The organism is Mycobacterium sp. (assembly GCF_040398885.1).
Classification (GTDB): domain Bacteria; phylum Actinomycetota; class Actinomycetes; order Mycobacteriales; family Mycobacteriaceae; genus Mycobacterium.
Genome location: NZ_JBBATF010000111.1, coordinates 1 through 10,338, shown reverse-complemented (window position 1 = coordinate 10,338; position 10,338 = coordinate 1). Strand labels below are relative to the sequence as shown.

Here is a 10,338-nt window from a genome sequence, read left to right as displayed (position 1 = left end):
CGCCAGCAGGGGGACGGCGGCCAGCAGGTGGCGGCGGGAGGTGGTGCCGTTCTCGGAGGACATGAGTGTCCTTGTCGTGGGGTGCTGCCGGCTTTTGGGCACCGTACCAGCGAGTTTGGCGTGCGTGGCCATCCTAGTGCTGCCGCAATCGACGTTTGTGTCCAGTCGTGCTCCGGGCCTGCCGGTACGGCGACGCGTCGCCGCTCGAGCAGCACAGCGGGTACGGGTTGCCGCCCAGCCGGTCGACCTCGTCGGCGGCCCCGGGCCTGTTCGCCTGTCAACTCCCCGGTGCCCTTCTCGTCGGGCACAACCTCCACCGCCGGTGACCCGGGTGGCCTCGGGCGGAGTTCGTCGTCGGGCCAGTTCGCGGCGCGAGTTATCGCGCCAGGTGGTGATGCGGGAAAACTGCCTTCTAACCGTAAAAACTCTGGTGCGCGATACTGGGATTGAACCAGTGACCTCTTCCGTGTCAGGGAAGCGCTCTCCCGCTGAGCTAATCGCGCCGGTCGTAAATCGGAGGTGGAGACGGGAATCGAACCCGTGTGCACGGCTTTGCAGGCCGTTGCCTCACCACTCGGCCACTCCACCGCTGGGGTTTGATGCCTTTAGCACCTCCGAGCGGATGACGGGATTCGAACCCGCGACCCTCACCTTGGCAAGGTGATGCGCTACCAACTGCGCTACATCCGCACCGCGCGCGAAAAACCGCACGCCGCGATGGTCGACAATAGTCCACCGTGCCTTGAGCCCACAAATCCCACTGGTCGACCGCATGCTCAGGGCAAATGCCGCGCGTGCTAGTCTTCGACCGCGGCGCCGTCGGCGTGGGCCGCCGCCACTCCGGTCCCGTGGCTCAGTGGAAGAGCGTCCGCTTCACACGCGGAAGGTCGCTGGTTCGATCCCAGCCGGGACCACCACCCTGACCTCGCATTTCAGCTCGCTTCAAGCCCTGGTTGATTCTTCTTGTCCGGTTCGTGTCCGGTCTCAATGACCCGATCGAGGACATTGGCGACCTCGTCGAGCTCGTTGTCGTACAGATCGGCGTAGATGTTGGCCGTCACTGTGATGGAGGAGTGCCCCATCGTCTTCTGCAGCCACTTGAGGTCCGGGGCGGCCGCCCTGTGGTGGGCGGTCTAGGTCGCCTTCACCGGTTCACCGGCGATGTCGTGTCCTGATTTGTGGGATGTATGGCGTAGACGCCATCGCCGCGGCAGATCAGACTGTCGGTATGACGCGCTCGGTCGTCCTCGTGGGCTTCCCCGGTGTCCAGGCGTTGGACCTCATCGGACCCCACGACGTCTTCACCGGTGCTGCGCTGATCACCGACGGCGGATATCGCGTCAGTCTGGTGTCGGCGGACGGCGGACCGGTTCAGGCGGCGGGCAGCCTGGCGTTCGTCGCCGAGTCGATGCCGAACCCGAAAGACATTGACACGCTGGTGATCCCAGGCGGATACGGCATCGATTCCGCTCGCCGTGATCCGGCCACGATGGCGTGGATCGGCCGGGCTGTCGCTGCGTCGCGCCGGGTGGTCAGCGTGTGCACCGGCGCCTTCATCCTGGCTCAGACAGGGTTGCTCGACGGCCACCGAGCGACCACGCACTGGGCTTTTGCCGACCAGTTGGCCCGCGACTTCCCCGCGGTGAGAGTGGATCGCGAGCCGATCTTCCTGCGAAGCACGGACACCGTCTGGACCGCAGCCGGAGTGACCGCCGGCATCGATCTGGCGCTGGCCCTGGTCGAAGAGGATTACGGCACTGAAGTCGCCCAGACGGTGGCACGCTGGCTGGTTCTCTACCTGCGCCGGCCGGGTGGACAGACCCAGTTCGCCACCCCGGTCTGGATGCCGCGGGCCAAACGTGCGCCGATCAAGGATGTTCAGACCGAAATCGAGGCCGAACCTGCCGGAGCGCACAGCATTGCGGAACTGGCGCGCCGTGCCGCCATGAGCCCACGCCACTTCACGAGGGTCTTCACCGACGAGGTCGGCGAGTCTCCCGGGGCCTATGTGGAAAGGGTCCGAACCGAGGCCGCCCGCCGTCAGCTCGAGGAGTCCGGCGACACCGTCGCGGTGATCGCGGCGCGGTGCGGCTTCGGGACACCGGAAACCATGCGCCGCACCTTCATTCGCCGGATCGGCGTTCCGCCGGATCAGTACCGCAAGACGTTCGCCTGACAAACATAAGGAAAGAAATGACTTCGATCGCCATCGTCCTCTATCCCGGATTCACCGCCCTGGATTTCATCGGACCCTATGAGGTGCTGCGCGCCATGCCGGGTACCGAGATTCGTCTCGTGTGGCACGAACCCGGTCCGGTCACGGCCGACTCCGGCGTGCTCGTCGTCGGTGCGACCCACTCCTTCGACGAAACACCCTCTCCGGACGTCATCGTGGTGCCCGGCGGCATGACGACCTTCGAGCACGCCCGGGACGAGAAGCTGCTCGAATGGATTCGTCGCGCGAACGAAACGTCGATGTGGACGACATCGGTCTGCTCCGGATCGCTGATTCTGGCCGCCGCCGGACTCCTTGAGGGAAAGCGCGCGACGTCGCATTGGATGGTGGTGCCGATGCTGCGCACGTTCGGCGCGACGCCCGTTAACGATGCCCGCTACGTCCGGGAGGGCAAGATCGTCACGGCCTCCGGCGTCTCGGCGGGCATCGACTTCGGGCTGTGGCTGGCCGGTGAGATGGCCGGCGAGGCGCGCGCCAAGGCGATTCAGTTCGGGATCGAGTACGACCCGCAACCGCCCTTCGACTCCGGGCACATCTCGAAGGTGTCCGCGACGACCCGGGCTATGGCGACGGCGGAACTGACCAAGCACACGTTCGCCGAGCGTCAACTGAGTCACTCGGCAAAACTGCTGTGGAACGCCACACTGGACCGGGTGCGGGCGCGGCGCAGATGAGCCCGATGAACGGTACGGGGTATGTGGGTGCGGCCTTGTCGGTCATCGCCGGATGTCTCGGTCTGGTGTGGCCGCAGCGGGTCAGCGCGGTCATCGGGCTGCACCTGCCGGGACGCCTCGGGGTATCGGAGTTCCGCGCGACCTACGGGGGACTGTTCATCGGCGCGGGTCTGGCCGTCCTACTGCTCGGAAGCCGCGATGCCGCCATGGTTCTCGGAGCGGCGTGGGGCGGTGCGTTCGTCGCCCGTGCCCTATCGGTCGTCATCGATCGTTCCCGCTCGAAGGAGAACGCAGCCGGCTTGGCCATCGAAGCCGGGGTCGCCGCGCTGCTGCTCTTCTCATGACCGGATTCCAGGAGGACGATGCACTCATGAGCGATGACGTCCAGCCTTCGCCGACGCCAAGCGACTTCATCGGCCTACTCGACGACTTTCCGACCTAGGGGCGTCGCCTTTGGCAGAATCCCTCACAGTCCGGGGGAATTCGCTCCCTCGGTCGGTCTCAACGAGGAGGGGTCCGATGGTCGAAGAGAGCGAGAGCGCGGCCGACGCCGTAGCGGCGGCGTCGTCGGTAGGTCAGCCGCGGCGGAAGGTGCTCGGCGGACTAGCGGCCGGCGCAGGGGCTGCGGCGCTGGCCGGGGCATTTGTCACCGGCTGCGGCCCCAAGGCCCCTGTGGCCGGCAGTGGAGTGTGGTCGGGCAAGCCTGGAGACCCCAACTTTGACGCTGCGGACCGGTTGGCGATCATCGCGGTGGTTCACGCCTATTCGCGATTCGTGGACAACGGCGAATACGACAAGTACTTCTCCCTGTTTGTCGACGATGTGGTGTTCCAGTTCGGTGATACCGAACAGTCCGGGGCCGACTTTCGGGCAAAACTGAGAAAACGTTTCGAAAACTTCGCAGCACAGGGTTTCCAACGGCGCCATCTCATGTGCAATGTGATGTTCCTCGAACAGACCAGCACTACTGCTCGCATCGCGGTTGACGCATTGCTGGCCAACATCGAGAACAAGACTAAGTTTTCGACCGTCACGACCATCGTCTACGAGGGGCTGTTTGAAAAGCGAGACGGTGTCTGGATGATCACGCGCTGGAAAGACAGCCCGGACATCCCGCTTCCCCCGTAGATCGAAGAATTCGGTCGTCAGCGTCGGTTTCCGGACTGGATGATCTCGATGAGCACCCAGAACGGCAGCCACATACCGCACGTGCAGATCGTCAGGACCAGGTGCAGACCTACCATGCTCGACGATCCGCCGTTGTTGACCTGCTGGGTGATCATGATCGGCTGCTGCGGGAACCGGGCCTGCTGGCGCTGCATCGGCGCGCGGTGCTCGGTCCACTGGACACCGTCGAAGTAGCGCATGCTGGGAATGCCGCCGTAGCGGAATCCGGTGGTGTTCTCGGGGTCGGGATACCAGCCCGCAGGCACGGTCGGAGGCGGCGGCGGTGGTTTGGGCCCAAGAACAGGCCCAAGAACAGGCCCAGGAACAGGAACAGGCACAGGCGCCGGTACGGGCTGTTCACCCAGTCGCGCGATCAGTTCGTTGTAATTCCGCGGCGGCCTGCCGGCCGCCTGTGGGTCGTCCACGAACCCGTCGTCAGCAGTCAATGCGCCCCCGCTCGTCGATGCAAACCAGGCTATCGGAACTGGCCGACAGGCGGGAGCCGCCGTCCCACCGCCCGCACAACCGTCTCCACCCGCTCATCGAAGGGCCCGGCCACGGCCAGCACCGGCAACTGCGGATTGCCGGCGAAGACCGCGCCCAGGATCTCCTGCGACGTCGCCCGCGCCTCGGCGCCGTCGCGCTGGGGGTCGGGCTGCCAGGGGAAGTCGTCCTGGCACCACACCACCTTCTCGCTGCACGCCGTCCACTCGAGGGCCAGCGGCAGCAGGGAGTCGTCACCGTAGTACTGGATGCTGTACACGGCCGTCATCAGCGGTCCGCTGTCGGAGACCACCCAGGGCCGGCCGGTCCGGCCCGCCTGCGCCAGCGCCGAGACCTCCGACTCGCGGTGGGCGGCCATCACCTCGGCCTGCTCGGCGGGCAGCGGCACCCTTCCTCGGCTCTCCACCCACGACCGCAGAAACTCCGAGACCACCACGGCCGGCAGTCGCGCCCCCAGGGCCGCCGCCAAGCTCGACTTGCCGGTGGATTCCCCGCCCACCACCGAGATCAGGCGCGCGGGTTCAGACACCGCTGGCCGCCGGTGCCGGGACGGGGTGGGCTGCCGCCCGCGCGGACCACGCCCGCCAGCCGGCTACCGCCATCACGATCAGCACCGCGTAGAACAGCGAGGTGAAGTACAGACCCTGGCTGGCGTAGAGCACCGCGCCCACCGTGTTCACCGCGATCCACATCGGCCAGGCCTCCATCTTCTGCAGCACCATCAGCAACTGGCCGGCCAGCGAGCCCACCAACATGAAGGCGTCGCCCCAGGTCGCCGCCCCGCCGATGTGACGCAGCAGTGGCGCCACCAGCGCCCACAGCACGACCACCCCGACCGCTCCCCGGATCCGCCACTCGGGGCTCAGCCGGCCGGGCGCCTCGACGCCTTCCCGTCCCCAGGAGAACCAGCCCCAGACCGCCGCGGCCATGAAGATCAGTTGCATTGCCGCCGAGGCGAACAGGTGGTACTCCACGAACAGCCAGCCGTACAGCAGGCTGGACACGAAATAGAAGGGCCAAGTCCAGCGGGTCCCGCGGATGCCCAGGGCGATGGCGACCAGAGCCAGGACCACCGAAGCCGATTCGATGGCGGTGACGTCGTAGCCCCACAAGGTGAACAGCACAGTCATGGTGAACGCTCCCTGCCCGGCATTACCCGAACGGTCATGCGGTCGGCGGCGCGGTGTGCCACCTTCTCAGACCGGTTGCCCCGGCCTCCCGCGGTTGGTACTGCTTGCAGCTCCCAGGTTACTTACCGGGGCGGACCAACCGGGACTTTATGCCCTTCCCCATTTCCGCGGCCGGCGGCGATGCTGGAGCGAGAGGGAGTGCGACAAAACAGATCTGGGGGGAACGACATGAATCGTGACGTGTTCAAATTTCTGTCCGGCTTCGCGGCGGCGATGACTTTCATCCATGTGGTCTACGCGGCGGCGACGGCGTCGGGCACCGTTTCGGTGCCGATGTGGCGCGGCCGTCCCTGGGGCGTCGGCAAGATGCTCGTGGAGGCCGTCGTGTACGGGAGTGTCGCCGCCGGGCTGGGCTATCTCGGTTTCAACGAGAAGTCCCCGCAGCCCGCGACGGCTCCCGCCGAGACGGCGAGCGCGCCGTGAGAAGACCGGCCGGATCGTCGCTCGGCTCCTCGCAGCGGCACCGGGTGCCCTAGCCCGATGCGATGCGCACATGCCGCCACTGACTGCGCGATCGCCGAGCGGTGGATCGGCCGCACCGCGGTGATCTCCGTCTCCGGAGTGCTGGACATGCCGACCTCGCCCCGCCTGGAGGCGGCGATCTCCGGCGCGATGGACAAGGGTCCCGCGGCGATCGTCGTGGATCTCAGCGACGTCGACTTCCTGGCCTCCGCCGGGATGGGCGTGCTGGTATCGGCCCGCGACCGGGCTCAGGGCGAACTCGGATTCGCCGTCGTCGCAAACGGTTCGGCCACCAGTCGGCCGCTCAGGCTCGTCGGCCTGGCCGAGGTGGTGCGCCTCTGCGCCACGCTGACGGAGGCTCGGGCGGCGTTGGGGGCATGACGCCGCACCACGGGTACCTATCATCGTGCGATGAGTACCTATCTGATCGCGGGCGGCAGTCGGGGGATCGGGCTGGAATTGGTCCGGTTGTTGGCTCCCGGGGCCGGCCGCATCGACGTGTGGTCCCGGTCGGCCGACGGTCTGCGTGCCGAGGGGCCGGTCCGGCACCAGGCCTGTGACCTCACCTCGGCCGATCCGCTGCCCGAACCGCCCGAGGCGATCGACGGGGCGGTGTACTGCCCGGGAACGGTGAACCTCAAGAGCTTCCGGGCGCTGTCCGAGGAGGATTTCCGCCGCGACTGGGAGGTCAATCTGCTTGGCGCCGTGCGGTTTCTGAAAGCCTGCCAACCTCGGCTCAAAGCCGCAGGCGGCGGTCCGGCCAGCGTGGTTCTGTTCAGCACCGTCGCGGTGGGCCAGGGCATGCCGATGCACACCTCGGTCGCCGCGGCCAAGGGCGCGGTGGAGGGCCTGGTGCGCTCGCTGGCCGCCGAGTGGGCGCCGAAGGTCCGGGTCAACGCCATCGCCCCGGCACTGGTGGACACCCCACTGGTGGACCGGATGCTGTCCACCCCGGAGAAGCGCGAGGCGATGGCGGCCCGCTATCCGCTCAAGCGGGTCGGAACCCCTAGTGACGCAGCGACTTTGGCGAAGTTCCTGCTCTCGCCCGACAGCGGCTGGATCACCGGCCAGGTGCTGGGCCTGGACGGCGGCATGTCCACGCTGCGTGCCTGAGGGCCGCGCTCAGACGGCGGAGAGGTAGCGACCGGTGACCACACCCTGGGCCAGCGACAGGATCGGCCTGCCCAGCCTGCTCCACCAGGTGGCCGGACGCGAGAACGCCGCCACTTCGGCGTAGACCGCCCCATCGGCGGGGTCGTAGCGCACCCCGAACATCTCCTCGCCGCAGACCGCATGCCCGGGAAGGCTGCCGTAGGCGAAGCCGCGCCGGTCGGGTTCGTCGACCACGTAGACCACCCGGCAGGGCGCGACGAACGGCCCCAGCCTGCCCAGGACGTCGGTGCCGACCCGGGCCACCTCGGTGGTGGCGTCCACCCGCAGGCCGGCCCCGCGCAGCATGCCGTAGCGCATGACCTTCCCGGCCGCCTCCTCGAATCGCGGCCGCCCCGACCCGATCCGGAGGGACCTCCGGACGACCGCATAGCCCGTGGGCGGGGTGGTGGCCGTCGCCCCGACGTCGGGGTAGGTCAGCGGCAACCCGGAAAGATCGGCCAGTTTCACCCCTCCACCATGCCCCGTCCCGGGTGAGGTCTGCGAGCGAAACGCGCACCTCGAGTCGCTCGGAGGTGGGCAAGAGTCCCGGTCCCGGCGCGACGCACGTACCCTGGCGGCGATGACTGAGGACAGGCGCCGCCCCGGAATCGCCCGCTGGCACCAGCATCGGGACCGGCTGCGGCGACGCCGTTCGCTGGACTTCGTCTACCGCGTCCTGGTCGCCGTCGTCGGCCTGACCGTGCTGCTGATCGGCGTCGCCGCGATCCCGTACCCCGGGCCGGGCTGGGCCATCGTGTTCCTCGGGCTGGCGATCCTGGCCACCGAGTTCCTCTGGGCCCGACGCACCCTGACCTTCACCCGGGACCGATACGACTCCGCGATGACCTGGCTGCGCGGCCAGGCCTGGTGGGTGCAGGCGCTCAGCGCGGTGCTGACCGCCGCGGTGGTGGTCGGCACCATGTGGTTCCTCGGGGCGATCGACTGGCTGGCGAAATTGGTGGGCCTGGAACACCCGTTGCTGCGCAGCCCCGTCGGGCTTGGCAGCTGAGGCCCGCTCGATAGCATTAGCGCGACTCCCGCCGAACCGGCGGCCTTCCTGCTGACCGGAAAGAGATGTTTCGATGAGCGCCCCCGCACAGCCCACCCCGGTCAACCTGCTGAAGGTGCCGGCCGGGACCGCAGCGGGAGCCGCCGTCCGCGACGCCGGTCTGCCGTCCAGGGGAGAGCCGGGGGCGATCGTGGTGGTCTGCGACGCCGAGGGGAAACTGCGTGACCTGAGTTGGGTGCCGGACGGCGACGCCGAGGTGACCCCGGTGGCCGCCGACACCGAGGAGGGGCGCAGCGTCATCCGGCACTCGGCGGCCCACGTGCTGGCCCAGGCCGTCCAGGAACTCTTCCCCGACGCCAAGCTGGGCATCGGCCCGCCCATCACCGACGGCTTCTACTACGACTTCGACGTCCCGGAGGCCTTCACCCCCGAGGACCTGGAAAAGCTTGAGAAGCGGATGCGCGCCATCGTCAAAGAGGGCCAGCTGTTCTCCCGGCGGGTCTACGAGTCCAAAGACCAGGCCCGCGCCGAACTCGCCGCGGAGCCATACAAACTCGAACTGGTCGACGACAAGTCCGGCGACCCGGACGTCATGGAGGTCGGCGGCGACGAGCTGACCGCCTACGACAACCTCAATCCGCGCACCCGCGAACGGGTCTGGGGTGACCTGTGCCGCGGACCGCACATCCCGACCACCAGGTACATCCCGGCGTTCAAGCTGACCCGAAGCTCCGCGGCCTACTGGCGGGGCGACCAGCGCAACGCCAGCCTGCAGCGCATCTACGGCACCGCCTGGGAGTCCCAGGAGGCGATGGACCGCCACCTGAAACTGCTCGAGGAGGCCCAGCGCCGCGACCACCGCAAGCTGGGCGTGGAACTGGACCTTTTCAGCTTCCCCGACGAATTGGGTTCGGGCCTACCGGTTTTCCACCCCAGGGGCGGCATCGTCCGACGCGAGTTGGAGGAGTACTCCCGGCGCAAGCACATCGAGGCCGGCTACGAGTTCGTCAACACCCCGCACATCACCAAAGAACAGCTCTACATCACCTCCGGGCACCTCGAGTGGTACGCCGACGGCATGTTCCCGCCGATGCACATCGACGCCGAGTACGCCGAGGACGGCACGCTGCGCAAGCCGGGGCAGGACTACTACCTCAAGCCGATGAACTGCCCCATGCACCACCTGATCTTCCGGTCCCGGGGCCGGTCCTACCGCGAACTGCCGTTGCGGCTCTTCGAGTTCGGCACCGTCTACCGCTACGAGAAGTCCGGTGTCATCCACGGCCTGACCCGGGTGCGCGGCATGACCCAGGACGACTCGCACATCTACTGCACCCGCGAGCAGATGCGCGACGAGTTGGCCTCGCTGCTGCGGTTCGTGCTCGACCTGCTCGGCGACTACGGCCTGGACGACTTCTACCTGGAGCTGTCCACCAAGGACCCGGAGAAGTACGTCGGCTCCGACGAGATGTGGGAGGAGGCCACCGAGACCCTGCGCGAGGTCGCCGAGTCCTCCGGCCTGGAACTGGTGCCCGATCCCGGCGGCGCGGCGTTCTACGGGCCCAAGATCAGCGTGCAGGTGCGTGACGCGCTGGGCCGCAGCTGGCAGATGTCGACCATCCAGCTGGACTTCAACATGCCGGAGCGGTTCGGGCTGGAGTACACCGCCGCCGACGGCACCCGCCGGCGCCCGGTGCTGATCCACCGCGCCCTGTTCGGCTCGATCGAGCGGTTCTTCGGCATCCTCACCGAGCACTACGCCGGGGCGTTCCCGGCCTGGCTGGCCCCGGTGCAGGTGGTCGGCATCCCGGTCGCCGACGGGCACGTCGGCTACCTGCAGGATCTCGCCGCCGAGTTGCGCGGCCACGGGGTGCGCGCCGAGGTCGACGCCAGCGACGACCGGATGGCCAAGAAGATCGTCAACCACACCAACCAGAAGGTGCC

General features: G+C 67.8%; 14 protein-coding genes and 4 tRNA genes. 10 read left to right on the top strand and 8 right to left on the bottom strand.

The window, feature by feature from the left end:
* Nucleotides 1–428: 428 nt before the first annotated feature.
* The 3 genes from ADBZ5U_RS11200 to ADBZ5U_RS11190 all read right to left on the bottom strand — a co-directional run bounded on the left by ADBZ5U_RS11200 (nt 429) and on the right by ADBZ5U_RS11190 (nt 690).
* A tRNA-Val gene (locus ADBZ5U_RS11200) sits at nt 429–503 on the bottom strand.
* Between the two features lie 14 nt (nt 504–517).
* Nucleotides 518–588: transfer RNA gene (locus ADBZ5U_RS11195), tRNA-Cys, on the bottom strand.
* Between the two features lie 29 nt (nt 589–617).
* A tRNA-Gly gene (locus ADBZ5U_RS11190) sits at nt 618–690 on the bottom strand.
* A gap of 152 nt (nt 691–842) precedes the next feature.
* On the opposite strand from ADBZ5U_RS11190, the gene ADBZ5U_RS11185 reads away from it, so the two are divergent.
* A tRNA-Val gene (locus ADBZ5U_RS11185) sits at nt 843–917 on the top strand.
* A gap of 15 nt (nt 918–932) precedes the next feature.
* Here the strand turns inward: ADBZ5U_RS11185 and ADBZ5U_RS11180 are convergent.
* Nucleotides 933–1,061, bottom strand: a complete 129-nt coding sequence (locus ADBZ5U_RS11180) for a hypothetical protein (RefSeq protein WP_526265394.1) — start codon at nt 1,059–1,061, stop codon at nt 933–935.
* Between the two features lie 167 nt (nt 1,062–1,228).
* Here ADBZ5U_RS11180 and ADBZ5U_RS11175 point away from each other — a divergent pair, with 167 nt between their 5' ends.
* The 4 genes from ADBZ5U_RS11175 (at nt 1,229) to ADBZ5U_RS11160 (ending at nt 4,038) form a co-directional block, all read left to right on the top strand.
* Nucleotides 1,229–2,176, top strand: a complete 948-nt coding sequence (locus ADBZ5U_RS11175) for a GlxA family transcriptional regulator (protein WP_526265392.1) — start codon at nt 1,229–1,231, stop codon at nt 2,174–2,176.
* 17 nt (nt 2,177–2,193) lie between these two features.
* Nucleotides 2,194–2,910, top strand: coding sequence for a DJ-1/PfpI family protein (locus ADBZ5U_RS11170; RefSeq protein WP_526265390.1), 717 nt, complete (start codon nt 2,194–2,196; stop codon nt 2,908–2,910).
* A 5-nt stretch (nt 2,911–2,915) separates the two neighbouring features.
* Nucleotides 2,916–3,254 carry a DUF4345 family protein gene (locus ADBZ5U_RS11165; RefSeq protein ID WP_526265388.1) on the top strand — a complete coding sequence of 113 codons (339 nt, stop codon included), beginning with the start codon at nt 2,916–2,918 and terminating at the stop codon, nt 3,252–3,254.
* A gap of 175 nt (nt 3,255–3,429) precedes the next feature.
* A complete protein-coding gene (locus ADBZ5U_RS11160) occupies nt 3,430–4,038 on the top strand; it encodes a nuclear transport factor 2 family protein (protein WP_526265386.1) in 609 nt (202 codons plus the stop codon).
* A 17-nt stretch (nt 4,039–4,055) separates the two neighbouring features.
* On the opposite strand, the gene ADBZ5U_RS11155 is transcribed toward ADBZ5U_RS11160, so the two are convergent.
* The 3 genes from ADBZ5U_RS11155 to pnuC all read right to left on the bottom strand — a co-directional run bounded on the left by ADBZ5U_RS11155 (nt 4,056) and on the right by pnuC (nt 5,711).
* A complete protein-coding gene (locus ADBZ5U_RS11155; RefSeq protein ID WP_526265384.1) occupies nt 4,056–4,343 on the bottom strand; it encodes a DUF2510 domain-containing protein in 288 nt (95 codons plus the stop codon).
* 209 nt (nt 4,344–4,552) lie between these two features.
* Nucleotides 4,553–5,110: an ATP/GTP-binding protein gene (locus ADBZ5U_RS11150; protein WP_526265382.1), complete on the bottom strand. Its 558-nt coding sequence runs from the start codon at nt 5,108–5,110 to the stop codon at nt 4,553–4,555.
* Nucleotides 5,103–5,711: a nicotinamide riboside transporter PnuC gene (gene pnuC, locus ADBZ5U_RS11145; protein WP_526265380.1), complete on the bottom strand. Its 609-nt coding sequence runs from the start codon at nt 5,709–5,711 to the stop codon at nt 5,103–5,105. The genes ADBZ5U_RS11150 and pnuC overlap by 8 nt, the downstream gene beginning before the upstream one ends.
* Nucleotides 5,712–5,951: 240 nt before the next feature.
* Here pnuC and ADBZ5U_RS11140 point away from each other — a divergent pair, with 240 nt between their 5' ends.
* The 3 genes from ADBZ5U_RS11140 to ADBZ5U_RS11130 are packed head-to-tail and all read left to right on the top strand — an operon-like array spanning nt 5,952 to nt 7,346.
* The gene (locus tag ADBZ5U_RS11140) at nt 5,952–6,194 is read left to right on the top strand and encodes a hypothetical protein (protein WP_526265378.1); all 243 of its coding nucleotides are present in this window, start codon (nt 5,952–5,954) and stop codon (nt 6,192–6,194) included.
* A gap of 57 nt (nt 6,195–6,251) precedes the next feature.
* Complete coding sequence (locus ADBZ5U_RS11135) at nt 6,252–6,614, top strand: STAS domain-containing protein (protein WP_526265376.1); 363 nt, start codon at nt 6,252–6,254, stop codon at nt 6,612–6,614.
* Nucleotides 6,615–6,644: 30 nt separating this feature from the next.
* Nucleotides 6,645–7,346 (top strand): SDR family NAD(P)-dependent oxidoreductase, encoded by a 702-nt coding sequence (locus ADBZ5U_RS11130; RefSeq protein WP_526265374.1) that lies wholly within the window; start codon nt 6,645–6,647, stop codon nt 7,344–7,346.
* A 9-nt stretch (nt 7,347–7,355) separates the two neighbouring features.
* Here the strand turns inward: ADBZ5U_RS11130 and ADBZ5U_RS11125 are convergent, their stop codons facing one another.
* A complete protein-coding gene (locus ADBZ5U_RS11125; protein ID WP_526265372.1) occupies nt 7,356–7,853 on the bottom strand; it encodes a DUF1990 domain-containing protein in 498 nt (165 codons plus the stop codon).
* A gap of 112 nt (nt 7,854–7,965) precedes the next feature.
* Between ADBZ5U_RS11125 and ADBZ5U_RS11120 the strand changes: the two genes are divergently transcribed.
* Complete coding sequence (locus ADBZ5U_RS11120) at nt 7,966–8,394, top strand: TIGR02611 family protein (protein ID WP_526265370.1); 429 nt, start codon at nt 7,966–7,968, stop codon at nt 8,392–8,394.
* Nucleotides 8,395–8,467: 73 nt separating this feature from the next.
* Nucleotides 8,468–10,338 (top strand): threonine--tRNA ligase (thrS, locus tag ADBZ5U_RS11115; RefSeq protein WP_526265368.1); only part of this gene is annotated, 1,871 nt, incomplete at its 3' end.